The following is a 19,953-nucleotide window of genomic DNA, read 5'->3' on the forward strand; positions in this document are numbered from 1 at the left end:
CTGCCCCGCCGGCATTGATCGTATCTGCCTGAAAAGTACGCAATATTCATGACCTTCTGCGGCTTCTCCCGTTTCCTTCTCCTTGCCACCGGAATCGTACTGATCCGGCCTCCGTCCGCGGCTGCAGCATCCGCTGCCGGAGAGGCTCTTCCCGTCGTGCCTCTCCGCGGTCTGGCCTACACCGCCGGGGATATCGGCGAGGTGCGCCGGCAGGTTCGTGATCACGGCGCCAACGCCGCCCTCGTGGATGGCATCCTTGCCACCGCCCGCGAGTGGACGGCCCGTTCCGATGACGAGGTGGCCGCGCTGGTTCCGCCGGCCGATGCGCTCTTCGCCTACGGTTCCGCCGGCGATCCGAAAACCGGAAAGGCATGGCCGCGCTTCGGGCGTTCGGGCAACATGTGCAGTCTCGATCGTCCGGGCATTGTCCGATCGCCGCACACGGGCGACCTCTACGGCAACGCCAAACCCGGCGAGCGGTATTACGATTCCGGCGCCGGCTGGGTGCGCGAGTCGGACGGGCAGGCGTTCTACTTCAAGGGGGTCTGGAACTCGTGGATCGTCATGCAGCTCCACGATGCCGTCGACAACCTCGCCATGGCATATCTCCTGACCGGCGATCCGGCCTTCGCGCGGCGCGGCCTCTTTATTCTGGATCGCCTCGCGACGCTTCGCGTCCGGCTTCCGGTGACGGGAAACAGCGTCGCCGACTGGCCGCACACGGCCTCCGTTGACGAACCCAAGGGGTTTTTCTGCTACATGGGCAATATCGCCAACCAGCGCGCCATCGGCACGGCCTACGCCTTCGACCTCCTCGCCAACGCGCCCTTTGCCGCCGCGCCTTCCGTGGCTGCGACCTCCGGGTCGCCCTTGACCGTGGGCGAAAATATCACCCGCAACTACTTCGAAATCTACGAGCGCCGTTACCTCGGTCCCCGGTTTCGCATGCTCACCAACCATGGCATCATTGTCGTCGCCAATCTCATTACCCAGGGCGTGCTTTTCGGGAATCCCGACATGCTGCGGGAAGGACTCGACGGCATGGCCGGTTTTTTCGACAACACCATCAATCGCGATGGCGACTACATGGAGGTATCCGGGAGTTACGGACGACTCGGCCGCGACTACGGAAGCCGGCTGGTGGCTCCGCTCGCCAATTACGATCCGGAAAACTATCCGCCTGCGATCGCCGCCGGCCTGCCCGCGGTCGGCGACTACACCGGCGGCCTGAAACCCGGCGACGATCCGCGCTGGTTCAACACCGCCGTGCGCATGCTCTGGCGTCTGCCGGTTCTTGGCCGGTATCCCCAATACGGCGACATGTCGATGGATCGTGCGGTTCTCCTCGATCGCGACAACAACTGGCTGGCCAAACATCGGGCCATGTACCTGCGCATCCTTTACCGCCAGACGACCCGCGCCGACTGGAAGCGGGAAATCGAGGCGCTTTATCCCCGGGCGGCCGCGCAGGATGCCTCGCCGCTCCTGCTCGAGGATCTTCTTGTCTACGGTCTCGCGCTGTGGATGGAGCCGGCGACGGCGGCGACGTCCGCAGAGGCGAAAACCGAAACTCCTGCCGGCGAGGTCTCCGACCTCATGGCCGGGAAAGGCATCGCCATCCTCCGCAGCGGCGCGAAAGAAAACGCCCGCGCGCTCTTTCTGCGCGGCGGCATCAATTCCTGGCACGGTCACGACGACCAGATGACGCTCGTCCCTTACGGCCATGGCATGGTGCTCTTCGGAGACTACGGCTACCGCTGGGCAGGCACGCCCGACAATCTCGGCTGGGGCACACGTTCGATCTCGCACAACGCCGTTGTCGTCAACGAAGACTTCCCGGCGCCTTACCTCTACAAGGGATTTGCGCCGAACATCCCGGCGCCCGCCGCCAGCGTCACGGCGTTCCTCGCCGACACCGAGGGCCCGGCGCAACTCGTCGAGATGCGCAATCCGCAACTCTACACCCGCGCCCGCCTCGACGATTACCGGCGCGCCGCCTGGCTCGTGGATGTCGACGCGGATCGGTATTATTTCGTGGATGTCTTCCATGTCGCCGGAGGCAACACTCACGACTATGCATGGAATTCCCATTACATCGAAAAGACCGCCGCCCGTGCGACCGGAGCCGCGTTCCATGTGGAAGGCATTGCGCCTGTGTCCCGGCCCGGCGCCTGGACGCTGGCCTCGCTCGACAACGAGAAAAACCGCGCCGCCGCGTGGAACCAGCCCGGCCAAAGCTGGGGAGAGCGTCTGAATGGCGAAAACGGTCTCGTCACCCCGCTGCCCGGCGAAAAACGGCTGCCCGTTTCCAAATGGAATCCCGCGCCCGGCAACGGCTACGGAATGATCTGGAACGTGCAGGCCGAGGACACCACCCGCGACTGGCGCGCCGTGTGGCCGCTCCCCGACCGGAGCCACGCCATGCGCGCCCATCTTCTCAACTACGACGGCATGACGGCCGTGACCGCCCTCGGCCCGAGCATGACTCCGGAAAACCATTTCAACATGATCATCGCCCGCCGGACCCGCGCCCGAAACGCCGGCTCCGGTCCCCTGCGCAGCCGTTTTGTCAATGTCGTGGAAATCGCCCGCCCCGATTCCTGGTCGCTGGCTGCGGTCGCTCCGCTTCCGTTCACGACGGCTTCCGGCGACGCCGTCGGTATTCGCGCGGAACTGACGGCCGGCCAGACCGATTATCTTTTCGCATCCCCCCGTTTGCAATCGCTCGAGGCTGTCGCACCGGCCGGCCTCCGGTTCGATGGCCGCAACGCCTTCGTCCGGATCGACCGGGAGGGCCGCCTGGTGAGTCTCGCCCTGCAGGAAGGCCGGCGGCTCGATGCGGCGGGCTGGAAGATCGAAACCGCAACGTCCGCGATCCATGCGACCGTCCTTTCCGTGCAACCCGGACGCGACGCTTCCCGCCTCGTCATCGACACCGTGCTGCCCGACGGGCTCGCGGGATCGACCCTGCTGGCCGACAGTGCCACCGGAGGCGATCTCGGGTATCCTCATAACGACTACTATCGCATCGAAGAGGTGTCGCCCGACGCCGTACCCGGTCACACCGTGCTCACCTTTCGCGACCAGTCGTTGGTCATTGCCTCCCTGAAAATCGAGGAGATCGACGCCACGACCGGCAAGGCTCGCCTTTACTGGAATCACACGCTCGCGGGCAAGGCGGGCAACCTTTCGTACCGCGGACGGGGGGTCGTTGCGAAAGGGCAGGGGGCGGACACCGGAAAAAAGCCCGTGTTGTCGCTCGTCCGCGAGATCGATGCGCGCGACGTCACGTTTACCCGGACCAACGACCTGCGCCCCGGCCAATCCGTCGACATTCTCGTCACCCGGCCCGGCGACCGGATAACGCTGCCGGCCACCGTTACCCTCCGCGCCATCGAAGGCCGGCCGCGCGCCTGGCGCCTCCGCTCGACGGTTCCTGTGCGCGTCACGCTTCCGGGGGAAACCACGGCCCGCGATTTCCCGGCCGGCGAAAACCTGGTGGAGGCCTCCGCCCGATGAATCCGTCCCGCCTCGATGAAGCCGTCGCGATCGCCCCTCCGCCTGCGCCCGTTCGCAAACCCGGCCGCCGCGTAACGGTCAGCGCGGTGGGCGGACCCTCTCCGGAGTTTCCGCCTGCCTTGTCCGAAGACTGCGGCCGGCTGGCGGAAGTCATGGCCGCGCATTGGGAGCGGGAAATCGCCGGCGTTCTCCCCGACCGTCCCGACCTGATCGTGTTGCCGGAGATGTGCGACCGCTTCGCCCACACTCCGCCCGCCCTGTTGGAAAAAATCCGTCCGGTCATGTTGACGCACATGACGAGGCTGCTGTCGCGACTGGCCCGGGAAAACCGCTGCTACATCGTCCATGCGACCGCGGCGCCTGTCCCCGCTTCCGGAACGTATCCGGGAACAGATGACGTCTGGCAAAACGTCGCCATCCTCATCGGCCGCGATGGCCGCGAGGTCGCCCGCTATGCAAAAAACTGGCTCGTTGTCACGGAAACCGGACGCGGCCTGGTTCCCGGCGCCGGGGCCTGTGTGGCAGAGTGCGATTTCGGACGCGTGGGTTTTGCCATCTGTTTCGATCTCAATTTCCCCGAGCTCCTCGAGAGTTATCGTCGCCTGCGGCCCGACCTGATTGTTTTTCCCTCGCACTATCACGGAGGTTTCCTGCAACCCGTCTGGGCTTACGAAACCCGCGCCCACTTTCTCGGCTGCATGGGCATGGCGGGCATCAACAGCGAACTCTGGTCGCCGCTCGGCATGCGCCTTGCCGCATCGACCCATTATTGCCCGCAACTGACGGCGACCCTGAACCCCGACTGCGTGGTCGCGCATCTGGATTTCAATCAGGAAAAACTCCGCGCCCTGAAAGCCCGTTACGGTCGCGACGTGACCATTACCGATCCGGGGCAGCTCGGCTCGGTGCTGATCACGAGCAACAGTGAAACCCTCGGCGCGGCCGACATGGCCCGTGAGTTCCGCATCGAACTCCTGGACGACTACCTGGCGCGCTCCCGCAGGGTGAATCACAACGCCCGAAAAATCTGACGCGCTCCCCGCGCCCTCATTCCGCAATTCGCAAACCTGAAAATCGCAACGTCTCTTATGAAACCTCCCACTGAAACGACATCCGCTCCGGCAACGGCGCATTCGCGTTATCTCGACGACGTCCCCGAAATCACGGCGGTCGAAGTCATCGCCGGCCACGGGCTGGCGCTCTCCCGTCGTCCGCTTGACGAAATGCACGGGCATGAAGTCGAGATTTCGCCGCTGTTCAGCTTCATCAGCGCAGGCACCGAGCTGCACGCGCTCCGCGAACTGTCCCGGGCCGGCGTCGGCAGCCATCCGCCGGCCCGCATGGGCTACAGCCAGTGCGGCGTTGTGACCCGCGTGGGCGAGGCGGTGCGCGACCTCGCCGTGGGCGACCGCGTGGTGGCGATCGGAGCGGGAGCGTTTCATGCGACGCGCACGGTCGTCGCACAAAACCTCGTGGTGCCGCTGCCCGAAGGCGTGTGCCCGCAGGCGGCGTCGCTGGCGGCGATGTTTTGCTTTGCCCTCGAAGGCGCGCACAAGTCCGCGGTGCGCGTCGGCGAAAACGTGGTGGTTTTCGGCGCGGGCATGATGGGGCAGATGGCGGCGCGCATCTACCGGCTGTCGGGAGCGCGGGTCTGCGTGATGGACTCCAATGCGTTCCGTCTCGGCCTGCTGCCCGCGGGAACGACGACGTTTCCGCTCGATGACGGAGGCTGGAAACAACTCGCCGCATGGGCCCGGCCGCACGGGGTGGAACACGCGAGCATCTGTTTCGGCGGCGACGCGACGGAAGTCATCGAGAAACTGAAGCCGTGCATGAGTGTGGCGCCCGACGGCGTGCCGCACGGACGGATCGTGTTTCCCGGCGGGGCGAAGATCACGGTTCTGATGGCGTCGAACATGGGTAATATCCAGCTTGTCAGTTCCGCGAAGGCGGGTCCCGGGTATCGGGATTCCCGTTACGAATCGGGGGCGGATTATCCGGCGGTTTACGTGCCGCACACGGTCCGCCGGAACGTGGAAACGATGCTCTCTCTCATGGGCGACGGTCGTCTCGACCTGTCGAAACTCGTGACGCACCGCTTCGCCTTCCCGGATGCGAAGAATGCCTATGCGATGCTCCAGCAACCCGACGTCGAGGCGCTGGCCGTGCTGCTGGAGTATTGAGATCAAGACCGGAGCGGCGGCATTCCTGCCGCTGCCTTGCCGGACAGCTTCCCGAATTTCCGGATACCTATGAAAGTCGACAGTCCTTGTCCGGTTCACGGCAGCGGCAGGAATGCCGCCGCTCCGGCCGCTCCGAAAACCTGGACGGCCGGCACGCTGACCTACACGTCCGCGGGGCTGGTCGCGTTGTTTCTCTGGCTGCTGTTCGGGGATTTTGCCTGGTCGATGCGCGATCGCTCGGTCGGGCCGATGGCGCACTGGTACCTCAAGAATCTGGGCGTTTCGAATGTGCTGTTCGGCCTGCTCGTGAGTTCATTCCCGGCGGCGGTGGGCCTGATTCTCGGTCCGGTCATCAGCATGAAATCCGACCGCTACCGCAGCAAGCGCGGGCGGCGGATTCCCTTCCTGCTCGTCACCACGCCCATCGGAGCCTTCGGCATGATCGGGCTGGCGGTGACGCCCTTCATCGCGAAACGGGTGCACGGCCTCTTCCCCGACCAGAGCGAGATGGTGGTGGCGGTGCTTTGCTTTGGCGTGTTCTGGGCGGCCTTCGAGTTCGCGACCATTGCGGGACAGGCGGTGTTTGGGGGACTGATCAATGACGTCGTGCCCAAGCCGTTGCTCGGCCGTTTTTACGGCCTTTTCCGGGCGGTGAGCCTGATCGACGGCATCATTTTCAACTACTGGATCATGGGGCATGTGCCCGCGCACTTTACGCTGATCCTCGGCAGTGTCGGTGTGTTTTACGGGGCGGCTTTCATGTGGGTCTGCTTCAAGGTGAGGGAAGGCGACTATCCGCCGCCTCCGGAAGACGATGGCGGGCCGGTGGCGGGCAACGGACGTCCGGTGGTCGGTCGCGGTTTTTTCGCCGCGGTGCGCACCTACTTCCGCGAGTGCTTTACCAGTTCCTACTACATCTCGATTTTCGTGATGCTCACGATGGGAACGATGTCGTTTCTCCCGGTAAACGCCTTTTCGATTCCCTACGCCCGAAGTCTGGACATGAGCATGGAGTTTTACGGCAAATGCCTCGCGCTGACTTTCGGAATCTCGCTCTGCCTTTCGTATTTTCTCGGCTGGCTGGCCGACATTTTTCATCCGATCCGCATGAGCATCGTCGCGCTGCTCGCCTACCTGTTCGTGACGGCATGGAGCTGGGTTTTCGCCACTACGCCGGAACGCTTCGCCGTGGCCTTTGTGATGCACGCGGTGACGTCGGGCATCTACGTGACGAGTGTGGCCTCTCTCGGGCAGCGCCTGTATCCGCATTCCCGGTTTGCCCAGTTCGCCTCGGCTGGCGGCATTTTCATGTCGCTGGTGACGATGACGCTGAGCCCGCTGACGGGGATGGTCATCGATTGGGCCGGCTTGGTTTACCGGCATACGTTCCTGATCGGCGGTTGCCTGACCCTGGTCGCGCTGGCGGCGTCGTTTTACGCCTACGGCAAATTCATGCGGCTCGGCGGCCCGAAAAACTATGTGGCGCCGGAGTAGCCGTCGGGTTACCCGTGGGGTGGAAATCAGAAACCTTGAAAAACGAATAAAACTGACATGCCGTTTATTAACAAGCATATCCAAATTACATGAAAAATAAGATTTAAGATATTAAGGTTTGACCCGAATGGCGCTAAGTTAAGGTCATTTTCCGATTATTTTTGTCGTCTGGATATGGATACGCACATCTGATGTCTGGGACGGGTCATGAACTGGTAGCCTTTCGGGCGTCGTTTGAGGCATCGAGGTTCGGAGCGATCGGGGCGGAAGGGGAGCGGATCGGATGCCAGGGCGAGCAGGAGGTCCCCGAGGCGAGTGGAAGCCTGCGGGGAGCAGGCGGCGAAGAGAGGGGCGAAGGCGCGCAGGGTGCTGACGGTGCCCTTGAACGAGATACGGGAGGGAGGCACATCGTGCTGGCGGGCTGCCTCGAGCATGAGCAGGCGGATCAGGTTGTAGACGATGGCCTGCATGAGGATCTCCTTTTCGATCATGGCCGGGGTCTGCGTGCGCAGCACATCCAGCCCCAGGGTGGTCTTGATGCTGCGGAAGTTCAGTTCGACCTGCCAGCGCAGGCGGAACAGGCCGGCGATGGCCGCATCCGGATACATCGCTTCATCAAGCAGCGTGGTGACCACGGCGATGTGGTCGGTGCGGAAGCCGGGTACCCGGACACGGAAACGCACCACGCGCAGGGGCAGGCCGGCCGGCAGTTCTTTCCACAGGGATTTTTCCCATGGCCCCTGTCGTTGCGGTTTGGGCCAGCAGACCGGACCGGTCCCGGTTTTGCGTCCCTGGTGCAGGCGCATGACCACATCGACACCCTTGCGCCGGAACAGGGCGATCAGCGCCCAGTTGCAAAATCCACGATCCGTCAGCAACACCTCGCCCGGATGAACCCAGCCGATCACCTGACGCGCCAGCGGCGCCTCGTGGGCCTTCCACGAGGAGACCACGAACCTGACCAGGTGCCCGGTGCACAGCGAGAACAGGCCCAGGAACTGGCCGGTGGGGAACCCGCAGCCCTTGCGCTGACACCCCGCATACGGGAAAACCTTCCGGTTGGCCGCGGTGTCGGGCATGGACAGGCCGCAGCCATCCAGCACCTTGACCGTCCGGCCCTGCCACCGGTCCGCCTGTCGCGCCCGTGTGTCGCCATGCCGCGCCAGCTGCCCGAAGGCCGCTCGCAGAACCTGGACAGGGAGCCGGCGGCGAGCCTGGCAATACCCTGCGCTCGAGTCGTCCACCCCTGCCGCGCCTCCCGCGGCCAGATACCACGCCTGCACCCGCCGCACCGCATCCCGGCAACTGGCTCCCCGCTGCATCACCTGCCCCAGAAACGCGCAAAAGGTGACCCACGGCGTGAACACCCGTTCCCGTTCACCGGCCCCGTCAAACAGCTTCGCCGGCACGAACCGGCCCGCCACCGCCGCCAGCCCGTCCAGCTTCAGCGCCTTGCCCGACAGCCTTTCGGCCTGCCTGCCCAACCGCCCACCGCACAAACGATGCGAAAACCCGGGAAGATATAACGTGTTGATCCTCATCAAGTTGATGATTATCAGACGATTTTAGCATATCAATCTAATAATCAAGTGATTATAAAACTAATACTGCCCTTCCCCCGCTCTTTGCCTTGCCCTAACTTAGCGCCATTCAGGTTTGACCCTGTCGGATGGGCCTTCCGCTTGGTCCTCAAAGACATCAAGCAAGCCCCCTTCTCGGGTTTGCCTCATGATCTCAAGAGACTTCTGTGCGCCCTCTTGCAAACCTGTCCGCCAAGCATCTACTTCGGTTTTAGAATAGTTCTCTGGACTGATAATCAATGCACCTATTGCATCTGGTCCCAGTTCAAGCCCATATCTATAACCCGTGTAATAAGCATTGTTTTCTTCATGGTTATTATAGTGAACTGGACCTAATGCCGCCATTAATTTCTCTATCTGTTCTTCGGTTATTCCTTGGGTCTTAGGTGAATACTCCATATAGGCGTCATGTTTGCACCCGGCGGCTAAAAAAGAAAGTGCGATGAATAGTATGTTTTTCATTATTTTAATCAATCCATACAACTGGAATTAGATCTCCACTTATATCCTGTATGTTATCAATACCAACCATCCTTAGTTCACCATTGAAGTTACCGGTGATGATATTTTCTTGGCCGATCTTTGCCTGTACCTGCACTGCAATTTCCTTGTAATGCATGATCATACGATCGCCACGTTCCATTGATTTTCTAAACTTTTGCTCCCAGTCTTTTTGGCAGGCATCTCCGATACCTATCCCTTTCATCTTATTATATTCTTTTTCAACCAATCCATACATCCCTTTGTAAAAATGTGTCCAAACCTTGATTCTTTTATCTTCGTGAGCCAAGATGGCAGATCGGCCACCAGCACTTACCTTGTGCCCTCCGACAATTACCCCGCGCTTTGCGCGGTAACTTGAGATTTCGAAGATAAAATTCAATTTGTTTCGATCTCCACATTCACATTTCTTGTCATCATTATAAAAGTCGATTTTGTGGTGTGTCTTGTCAAGTGGAACTTCTGTCCATCCATAGGTTCTACCTCGTCCAGCAGGCCCGCCTAACCTTAGGTCATTTCCGTCTACGTCTATCTTCTTAATCGTTATTCTAACCGAACCGTGCGGATCGATGGTGTTCACAGGATCGGGAAAACCATATAAATTGATGCCGCCGTCTTCTTCTATAATATCTCGATTTATCCATCGTCCGAAATTCGGACTATAGTATCGGTATCCATAGTAAAGAAGAGCGGTTTCGGTATCGTGATATTTGGTGGAGAAGCCAAATGGTAACTCACCATTGGTACCGGTGGCCACCATGCGTGAGCCAAAAGCGCAATATTCATATTGACCCGCGGGGGAGCCGCTTGCGACATCAATCCATATGACGATATTTCCGTTGGCATCATATCCAGGGGCGTATGTATCTGGTATGGCAGTAGTCCAGAGTAGGCCTCCTACACCTCCGGCTTCCTGAATGGTTTCACTCAAGTCCAAGCCCCATGTGTATGAGCGGGTAACGCTTCCGCCATTCAGAGCGTCGTATTCGGCAAGCAGATTCCAACCATCGTAGAGGAAACGAATATCGGAGGCCGGAGACCAGAGGCCGGAAGCCTGATTCCAAGTTTGGGCTACCTTACGGATGCGTCGGGCTTGGTCGTCGTAAGCAAATTCCAGTCGTTGTTTCAGATTCGGATAAAGGCTGGCGATTGCCAAGCGGGTTTCCATCGCCACAAGACGGTTTTCGGCATCCCATGTATAATCCCAGAGTCCGTCTTCGGTCAGATTGCCGTCAGCGTCATAGGTGAGTGCTTCCGGATCCTTGGCCAGAAAGGCATCGCGCAGTTCGGTGGCAACCTGTTCGGGGGATTTTTTTACGGCCTGCACTTTGAGCGAAACTTGTGCGGCATTGGTCATATTATCCACTGCCAGCGCGTGAAAGAAATCAGCCTCGGTGCGCGTGGTCAGGTGGTCATTCGCCAGCACGGTGGTGTCGACATTGGCGGAGCCACGAACATCTATGAAGGCAGGCACGTCTCGCTGTTCGTACTGGTTGAGGGTATTACTCGTGTAGCTAGCGACGCGTCCGTTGGTCACGGTCTGCGTGCGGTTGCCAATGACATCGAAGGTGTAACCGAAGGCATAGCCGGGGAGCGAGGATGCGTCGGCGAGGCGTTTTTCGGCGGAAGTTAGCTGTCCGAGCGCATCGTATCCGTAATTCCAAGAGCGGCTATCTTCATGCGTAACCTGCGTGCGCTGGTTGGCAGCGTTATACGTGTAATCACGGCGGGCGTGGAGGATGGAGCCGTTGCCGAGCGTGTCCACGCGGGTGATGCGCCCGAGCGCGTCGAACGTGCGCTCTTGCCGGACGCGTTCGGTGCCGTTGTTGCGGATTGTCGTGGTGGTGACTGCCCCAAGGTGGGGATGATACGTATAGGTGGCGGAATGAGTCCCCTGCGCGAGGGTGGCGAGGTGTGAGCCGGCGTCGTAAGTATAAATTACAGCCGGAATATCCGTTGCGGTGTAGCCGGACGGGCGTTGCAGGGCGTCCCAAGTGCGCGTAAGCGATTTACCCGAGAGCAGGCCGGTTCCCGAGTATGTTTCGGAGGTGAGCCGCCGGTTGTCGTCGTACGTGCGGGTGAGCAGGCCTGCCGCGTCGCTCGTGGTGAGGATCTGTCCGGAACGGGTGTATGTGTAAGTGACGGTCGGTGTGCTGTCGCTGTAGGTCACGGAAGCCAGGCCACCGGCATCGGTGTAGCCGTAAGTGGTGACGACGCCGCGTGCCCAAGCACGCGTGGCGAGCCGTCCGGCTGGCGTGTATGTATAGGTCGGTCCTTGGTTGTCGGCATAACGCTTGTTGAGCAGCCAGCCGCGTTGCGGGTCGTAATTCCAGGTCGTGACGGCCTCGCCGGCAGTGCCGGCAAAGTCCTTCCAGGTGGTCAGCGTACGGAGCCGGCCCTGCGCGTCGTACGTGTATTCGGACGGATACGTGCGTGCGCCCCAGGTACGCTTTACCTGCCCGGTCGGGTAGTACGTCGTCTCGGTTTCGGTTCCGTCGGGATACGTGACCTTCGACTGCCAGCCGCGATTGTTGTAGGTGTAGCGGGTAGTCTGCGCGCCGTCGCCGGGATCGGGTGCAGTCACACTGGCCACCTGATCGTCGTCAGAATACGAATACGTAGTCGTTCCAACTCCGGTCATAGTCTGCGAGGAAAGCCGGCCGTGCGGGTCGTACGCATACGTGACTTCCGAGAGAATGTCGCCATTGGCATCCTTGCGGGTTTCTCCGGCAAGGCGGCCTTGGGAATACATGCGGATTGTTTGTGTGCCGTCGGGAGCGGTGACGGTTTCGGTGCGGTTGCCCGCTCCGTCCTGCGTGAGGGTGGTGTGGGTGGTGAGTCCGTTGGTCGTCGTCCACGTTTGCTGGCCGTCGAGCGTGGTATCGACAGTCGTGATCACGGTCGGAGTATCGGTCTCTGTCATCCAGGATTCCGATACAGTCCTGCGGACGGGGGTTGTTGACGCCGGCGCTTCACCCCGGGTCGCTATTTCCGTCACCGTCCGCTGGATACGGTCTGGTCCAGTATAATCAATCGAGCCGTTCCGGTTGATGTCGAGTGCGGTGACGGTTTGTTCCCCCTTGTCGTTCCAAGCAAACAGCGTCTGCACGCCGTCGGCATCGGTCTGCCGGACGAGTTGGCCTTTCGCATTGTAGCCAAACGTTTCGGCGGCGCCGTCGGGATATTCGCGGCGGACGGTCTGGCCGAGCGGATTGGTCAAGGTTCTGGTCCATTCGGTTTCCTCGCCTTCGGAGCCTGTGGCGATTTCCTGCGTCCAGCGCAGGCCGGCGGAAGTAACGCCGTACAGCATCTTTTCCGGGCGCGCGGTGGTGCCGGTAACGGAAAGCGTCCGGCCATCGCGATGGCTGGTCGTGGTGGTGGGGGCTCCGTCCGGTGTGGTGATGATGCTGATTTCACCGCCGGCAGGCGTCTTGTCATAGGTATACGTGGTTCGGTTGCCGAGCGCGTCTTCGGTCCAGATCGTGCGGCCGGCAAGATCGTAGGCGGTCATCGACTGGACAATCGAACTGCCGTCGGTGCCGATGCGAGTGGTTTTCACGGCCCGGCCGGCGGCGTCGAGGGTTGTCTGCATCTGAATCCCGTTGCGCATTTCATTCACGAGCCGGCCAAGCGAATCGTAAGTATAGAGGGTTTCGATGCCGTCGCGATCCTTGTAGCGCAGCAGTTGCCCGCAGCAGGCGTATTCAAGTTCTTCGGTGGTTCCGTCGAGATGGGTGTAGGCAACGGGACGACCGCGTTGGGCGTCGTCGTTTTCATAGGCGCTGGCCTTGCGCAGGGAAATGATTTCGCGGCTCTTGATGTCGCGGACTTCTTCACGAATGACGAGTCCGCGTCCGTTGGTCTCGGTGTAGATAATCGTGCCATCGGCCACGCCCCAGCCGGTGTCGTCCACGGTGCCGGTCTGCGTAATGGCGAGGTAGCCACCGGCGACGGAGGGTTGTTCCGTTTCGAGTGTGACAATCCCGTCAGGGCGAAGGGTGCGCCAGCGTTTGTTGTTGGTCAGATCATAGTCGATTTTTGTCACGAGATTGCCGGGAGCATCCCACGCCGCGCCGGGCGTGGCGGCGTCCACTTCCCATACCTGTTTGACTGTGCGGGTGGTGGCGGTATCGCCGAGCGCGACAGGTACAGGCTCCAGCCACGTGAGTGCGTAGCGGCGGCCCACTTCCTGACCGGCGATCCGCTCCGTGCGGGTAACGAGTTTTACAGGTTGCCCGTTGACTGTGATCTGTTCGCGGGTGGTTTCAAAATAATGGTGACTGGACAGGTCGGCATCCGTTCGCAGGGAATCCAGCCAGGGCATGATTTCCTGATGATACTCACCTTCCGGGGTGTAGGTGTAGCGCTCCCAACGTCCGTCAGGATACTCGACGTAGTCGAGCCGGTCGGTGCCGGGAAAATAATGCCAGCGGGTGGTCTGCGCGTCGGTGGCACTGTCGGGGTTGAGCACCGACTCGATTTTGCGCTGGAAACCGTTGGGGCCGGTTTCATAGGTGGTCTTTTCCCTGGAAACGACGGTGCCGTTGATCTCCTTGAGCGTGCGGATTTCTACGGGAAGGCCGTTCTCTGTCGTTTTCTCCAGAGTCTCCGTAGCCAGTCCGTCGCGGTTGAGCGACCAGACTCCGTTGTTTTCTCCAAACGTGTAGACCTGGTTGCCACCACCGGCCATGCGCCTGATCTGCATCTGCAAAAAATCGCCGGCCGTGGCCGGCACAAAATGCCAGGAAGAGGTGAGGGTGGCGAAGTCTGAACCGGGGGCATAAAACCGGATGGCGAAACCGCCACCGGCCAAGTCCTCGATCAGGATGTCCGCGTCGGGGGCATGTACCTGGCGGACCACGTCTTCATCGTCCCTGACGAGTTTCACCGAACCGTCGCTGCCGAGCAGCTGGTAGATGAGAGAGCCGGGAGAAAACGCCGCTTCATTCATTTGTTCGGCAAGGAGCTTGATATAGCCGGCATTGGCACCGTCCCAGGTCGCTCCAAGAGAGAGCTCCATGTGCATGCTGCCGGTTTTCGGTGTCCCGCAGGCGGCTTCGCCGGCAACTCCCGGCTCCGGAATGTGCTCGAAGACGATGCCTTTCGGTCCGGGGCGGTATTCCATGCAGGGCTGCAGCGGCAGGTTGAAATCCGCCCATACCCCGGATTCACAGTTACCCTCCGTAAGCTCTATTTCTGTGGTCAACTCGGTCGGCTCGCTCCACGGACGCCCGTTTTGTTCTTCTTCCGGTGTCAGGGGTTTTCTGGAGCGCGACACCACTGACATGATTGCCTTGTACTTGCCCGGACAGCTCTTCAGCAGGGCACGGATGTTACACACCTGACCTCCTTCATCGATGCAGGGGTCCCCCGGTTCCGGCGGACAACCCAGCCACCAGTGCGCATCACCCAGATTTTCGAGTTCCACCCAAGGGTATTCCTCGTCCGGCACTCGCGCCAATGCGTCCTCCCATGTGTCGGGTTGGGACAGGCGGGTGATCTCGATTTGTGCTCCCTCACATTCCCACGTAACATTGGCATTCGGACTATAAGAAGGATCGTTGTTTTTGTCATAGGAAAGTCTGATCATCTTTTGAGTAGCAAAAACATCTTGATATTCGATTGTATATCCCTGCAGGGGGAAAAAATCTGATGAGTTTTCAAAAAAATCATATTCATCTTCCTCGTCTGGATAATAATCTGGATCATTGAATGCAACTCCGACTATCAGGTGCGACTTGGTTTCACCATTACGTCGTCTATACCACCCATAATGGTAATACTTATGGGCGGACTGCTCGCTCAATGCCCAGTAAACACCATCGACAAACCCTTCCTCCTCTGACACACATTCGATTAGGTTTTCTTGATTAAACATGCAGGATTCCGAGTGCGATCGTGATGAGGAATTATTGACGTCCTCTCTATACCCTGGGTACTCTGGATTGGAATAAACATAAATAAAGTCATTATAGTAATTCAGGATGTAGTCTTTTTTTCGATAAAAAAGACCGTCCAATGGAAGACCAAGTTCACTTGTGGTGAAACCTGCCATACAAGCTGCCTCGCCTACAGCCTTTACCTTTATTTTAATCTCGCTTGGCTCGATTTGTTCGAGTTTACACTCTGCAATCGATGGAGAAACAGAAAACAAGAAATTTACTACAAAAAGGACTGCCAAAATAGTTTTGAGGAGAGAATTCATTGTTCGTTAAGTAACCGGATCGGTGAAAAGAGCGGGACGCAGGGGATCACTCCGCTACATCAGGGTGAATAGACGGTGAGGGCCAGCGCGGCAGGAGGTACTGTCTGGGCGGCGAGAGTCGGATCGGTGTCGGCGAGATATTCGGCGAGGTTGGACAGGCCGTCGCCGTCGGGGTCGGCAGTCGGATCGATGCCGATCTGCCCGAAGTGGGCCAGTTCCCAGTTGTCATCGATGCCGTTGCCGTCGGTGTCGACAAAACCGGGTGGCCCCGATGGCACGGTGAAGCTGAAGACGTGCTTGAGTTGACCAACGTTGACGAGTGCGTAGTTGTCCGCTCCTGACTGGTCGGTGGGCCAAGGATAGGAACTGCCTTCGACGACAGGACCGACGACGATTCCGGCTGTGGCGAGCCGGTTATAAAACAACTGGGCAACAGCTTTCAGTTGGCCGAGATTGACGGCGGCATAGTCATCGCGGGTAACTCCTGTGGCTGGTGGCTGTTGCCATGAGGTCACAAGAGCGTTGATTGCCGGACCTGCGCCACCCGGAAGGTGGGCGTTCATTTCCGCCGCCGCTTGCGTGGTAATGTGTTTGAGTTGGCCGATGTTTGCCGCCGCATAGTCGTCCGGCGCGGCTGCCGGATCAAGCACCCCCTGCTGCATCCACCATGCAGGCTGCGCCTTCAAAAGATTCAATGCCTGAAAACCGAGGACTGATATCAATCCGACAAGGAGCAGGGTTAATACCAGACAGCAGCGCCTGCGGGATGGTGAGGTCATGGCGAAAATGGGATATTAGGAGTGCATGGACAGTCAGAAGATAATTGATGATAAAGAGTTATTCACCCTGATAACGGAGTCCGGCATTGAGAGTGCTCGGGTCGTTGCCCTGCGTGAATGTTCCCATCGAGACATCCCCGCCCGGAGGAATGCGGATGCCGCCTTTGGCTTCAAAGGGACCTGCCGAACGGGTTGTACCATTCTTGTGAACCGCAAAGGCATTGCTGTAGGTCCATTCGTCCCAATCACCGTTGCCGATGACAAAGAGATCGTCGCTTGGCACCCATGCAGTCCTGGAGCCCTGGGCAACGTTAAGCCGTCCGATGGCAAACAGGTTGATGGCCTGCGCCTGGTTGTAGTAGCCAAACGCAGCTGTGTAGTCTCCGCTGGCAGAATTTCCGCTGCCAATAGCTGTGGAAGCGGAACCGGATGCACTGCCGGATTCACCCAGTGCGACAGATACCGGACCGGATGCCGAACTCCATAAGCCGCCCGCGAGCGAATAATCGCCGTTGGCAGAATTGCCTTCACCTCCCAGGATTACTGATCCGTAGCCGGATGCCGTGTTCCCCCAGCCACCGCCAATAAAAGAGCTACTTCCAGATGCCGTATTATACGCTCCTCCTACTGCTGTGGCATTATAGTTTGTTGTTCTGTTATATTCCCCGATGGCAATGCTGGATGAACCTGTGGCCGTGCTATTATAACCCAAACTGATGGTGTTTGGGCCGATGGCAAAAGCATTGTCACCCATTGCAATGGCGTTTGAGCCGGGTGCCATTGCATTGCCCCATGCAATACTTGCTGCGGCAGGCTGAAACACATCGATAATCGGCTCACTTATTGGTAACGTGACGAAAAAAGGCATCCAGTTACCCAAGATGAGTGTATCGCCCAATGTGAAATTTTCCTCAGTGGAATACCCGCTGAGAACAATTTCCTCGTTTGAGGGTGATAACGTGATCCTATTGATTTCCGCCGGTATCAATTTCGTCCATAGTGATGCTCCGGCGTTGTCGAGTTTCAGGATATAACCATTGGCATAACTGATGGCATTGACATTAACCCCGGCCATATCCAGCGGTGTCCCCTCACTGGCGGAGATATAACCGAAAATATAAATATTGTTAGCGGCATCCAATGCCAAACCGTTGGTATAGTCTGAATCGGTATGGCCAATTATCCGTGCCCATTGTCCGGCCCCGGCTGTATTCAATTTGAGAACATAGCCATCTTGATTGCCTTTTGCGGTGACAGTGATTCCGGCGAGATTCACCGTCTGGCCTGCGGTACGACTAAAATTTCCGACCACATAAACATTGCCGGAGCCATCGACGGCCAAGCCTTTGAGGTAATCAGAACTGCTGTGGCCGAGAATTTTTGCCCATTGCCCAGCTCCGGCACTGTTCAGTTTAAGGACATAGCCGTCCAGATTGCCCTGCGCGGTGACAGTGATCCCGGCGAGGTTCACGGTCTGGTTCGCAGTACGATTAAGTTCTCCGGCCACATAAACATTGCCAGAGCCATCGACGGCCAAGCCTCTGACATAATCGGAATTGCTGTGGCCGAGGATTTTTGCCCATTGCCCGGCTCCGGCACTGTTCAGTTTAAGGACATAGCCATCGTTACCGCCCTGAGCGGTAACGCTGATTCCGGCAAGGTTCACTGTCTGGTTTGCTGTCTGGTTGACATAGCCGGAAACGTACACGTTGCCACTGCTGTCCAAAACCACTTTTTCGGCATAATCGGAGTTGGTAGAACCCATCACTTTTGCCCATTGGCCGACTCCGGCACTGTTCAGTTTGAGCACAAAGCCATCGTTGCTCCCCTGCGCGGTGACAGAAACTCCGGCAAGACCGATCGCCTGTCCCGCCGTGCCGTTAAGAGATCCGATAACAAATACATTGCCGGAGGCATCTACCGTCACACTTTTGGCAGACTCGGAGCCGGTGCCGCCGATTACCTTCACCCACTGGGCGGCTCCGGCATTGTTGAGTTTCAGAACATAGCCATCGTTGCCGCCCTGCGCAGTGACGGAAACCCCGGCAAGGCTGATGCTTTTGCCTGCCGTCGAGGACAAATACCCGACCACGTAAATATTGCCGGAAGCATCTGTCACAATGCCTTGCGGGGCTCCGGAGACATACCAGACCTTATTCCATGAAACCGTTCCTGCCGGAGTGCGTTTGAGAACAAATTGGTTCGTAGTCGTGGAACTGCCGTAAATCGTGGAATTGCCGATTTTGACCGAGGAACCGGAAAATGTTCCCGCTAGGTATTGGTTTCCTGCCGTATCATAAACAATCGAAATGCTCCCTGAATTTTGTGATCCGGTAATTATTCCATCGACGTGTGTGGGTTCGACAGGGTTTTCCTGAAAACCGAGGTTTTGCAGGACGGTATTCAGGTAAGCGGTACTGTTTGCGGTGAGCGCGGCGTCCGGGTTGGACCCAACGATGAGGCCGTTGGCGAAGGTGACGCGTCCATCCTCGCCAACCTGCGCCACGATCTGATCGGAGGCGTTATAGAGCGCGGTGCTGCGCAGAGAGGACTGGTTGGCAATCAGGGTGCCATCGGACAAACGGAATCCTCCCGGTGCGCTGATTTCGCCCGTTGCGGGGGTCAGCGTGATCGTGGACGCGCCCGTGGTATCGTGGAGGGTCAGCGTGTTGTCCGCTCCGAGGGTCATCTTCGGCGTGGCAGTGCTCGCATCGGTAGAACCTTCTTTCCAGAGGTATTCGACCGCAGACCGGGCAGCGTAAACAACCACCTGCCGGGTTGCGCCGTTTTCCTGATAGGTGAGCAACAGGGCTATCTGGCCATCTCCGGTTGTACCGAGGTCGGCGTGGTTGCTTTCGACGTGGAGTTGTCCCGAGACGGTGAGCGAACCGGTGTCATCCGGGCCGGGGTTGATAACATGATCACCGGTGAGCGTAACGGGATCGGCACGGGTGACGGTTACAGACGCAGTCGCGAGAAGCGCCAGCGCGGCGCACAGGCAGGGCAGAGGAGTTTTCATGGCCGTAAAAGGACAGGTGTTAGCCGCGACAGATGGACAGCAACCTGAGATCGAATTGCTGTTTCTTGCGGGTTAGTTGAATGTTGGGACTAAAGACAAAAGCAGGTTCCGGAAATTGGGCGGAGCCGAAACGATGTCCTCACCGAAGAGCGGCGGGACTGGGTCAGACAAACGCACGTTAAACCAGGGTAAAGCGGCGTGAATGAAGCGGAGGGAGTGGAAAAGAATCCTGAAATTTTTTGTTGGGTGCGAAATGACTCCTCTCCATGCGTGATGCAAAGGATATTTGTCACCGCCAGACGGATATTCAGATATTGAATATACCTCATTAAACCCTATATCGCTCCCACCTCATCTGCGGTTAAAAAATGTATTTCAAGATCCTCCCGGAGGGATTGCCGGGGAAGGGGCAGGCGAGGGTGCGGGGAAGCACCGGAGAGAAGGTCCGGGGATCCGGCACGCAGAAAGCCTATATACCTCCGGAATGAAGTTGTCCGGATGTAACCGAAAGGTTACTCTTCCGGGATTCGAAAATCTCGTTCCATGGATAACAGAAAATTCCCCTCCGGATTCCTGCTCCCGGTCACGTTTCGGGCAGGGCGAGCAACCGCTTCGCCTGCGAATACGCCAAAACTGGACCGGTTTTGGATTCCCCTGTTGCGCGGCTTCCGGC

Annotated in this window: 9 protein-coding genes; 4 read left to right on the forward strand and 5 right to left on the reverse strand. The window is 59.0% G+C overall.

The window, feature by feature from the left end:
* The first annotated feature begins 48 nt into the window (after nucleotides 1-48).
* The 4 genes from OPIT5_24715 (at nucleotide 49) to OPIT5_24730 (ending at nucleotide 7,196) form a co-directional block, all read left to right on the forward strand.
* Nucleotides 49-3,519, forward strand: coding sequence for a heparinase (locus tag OPIT5_24715; protein ID AHF92919.1), 3,471 nt, complete (start codon nucleotides 49-51; stop codon nucleotides 3,517-3,519).
* Nucleotides 3,516-4,550, forward strand: a complete 1,035-nt coding sequence (locus OPIT5_24720) for a nitrilase (protein ID AHF92920.1) — start codon at nucleotides 3,516-3,518, stop codon at nucleotides 4,548-4,550. The genes OPIT5_24715 and OPIT5_24720 overlap by 4 nt, the downstream gene beginning before the upstream one ends.
* Before the next feature lie 57 nt (nucleotides 4,551-4,607).
* Nucleotides 4,608-5,702 carry an alcohol dehydrogenase gene (locus OPIT5_24725; GenBank protein ID AHF92921.1) on the forward strand — a complete coding sequence of 365 codons (1,095 nt, stop codon included), beginning with the start codon at nucleotides 4,608-4,610 and terminating at the stop codon, nucleotides 5,700-5,702.
* A gap of 69 nt (nucleotides 5,703-5,771) precedes the next feature.
* Nucleotides 5,772-7,196 (forward strand): MFS transporter, encoded by a 1,425-nt coding sequence (locus OPIT5_24730; protein AHF92922.1) that lies wholly within the window; start codon nucleotides 5,772-5,774, stop codon nucleotides 7,194-7,196.
* Nucleotides 7,197-7,351: 155 nt separating this feature from the next.
* Here OPIT5_24730 and OPIT5_24735 read toward each other — a convergent pair whose 3' ends face one another.
* From OPIT5_24735 to OPIT5_24755, 5 genes are all read right to left on the reverse strand, one after another.
* The gene (locus OPIT5_24735; protein ID AHF92923.1) at nucleotides 7,352-8,737 is read right to left on the reverse strand and encodes a transposase IS4; all 1,386 of its coding nucleotides are present in this window, start codon (nucleotides 8,735-8,737) and stop codon (nucleotides 7,352-7,354) included.
* Between the two features lie 505 nt (nucleotides 8,738-9,242).
* Entirely contained in the window at nucleotides 9,243-14,402 is a 5,160-nt protein-coding gene (locus OPIT5_24740) for a type IV secretion protein Rhs (GenBank protein ID AHF92924.1), read from the reverse strand.
* 461 nt (nucleotides 14,403-14,863) lie between these two features.
* A complete protein-coding gene (locus OPIT5_24745) occupies nucleotides 14,864-14,986 on the reverse strand; it encodes a hypothetical protein (protein AHF94743.1) in 123 nt (40 codons plus the stop codon).
* Nucleotides 14,987-15,541: 555 nt separating this feature from the next.
* Complete coding sequence (locus tag OPIT5_24750) at nucleotides 15,542-16,261, reverse strand: sugar-binding protein (protein AHF92925.1); 720 nt, start codon at nucleotides 16,259-16,261, stop codon at nucleotides 15,542-15,544.
* Nucleotides 16,262-16,319: 58 nt separating this feature from the next.
* The gene (locus tag OPIT5_24755; protein ID AHF92926.1) at nucleotides 16,320-19,280 is read right to left on the reverse strand and encodes a calcium-binding protein; all 2,961 of its coding nucleotides are present in this window, start codon (nucleotides 19,278-19,280) and stop codon (nucleotides 16,320-16,322) included.
* Nucleotides 19,281-19,953: the final 673 nt, after the last annotated feature.

Source organism: Opitutaceae bacterium TAV5, assembly GCA_000242935.3.
Lineage (GTDB): Bacteria > Verrucomicrobiota > Verrucomicrobiia > Opitutales > Opitutaceae > Geminisphaera.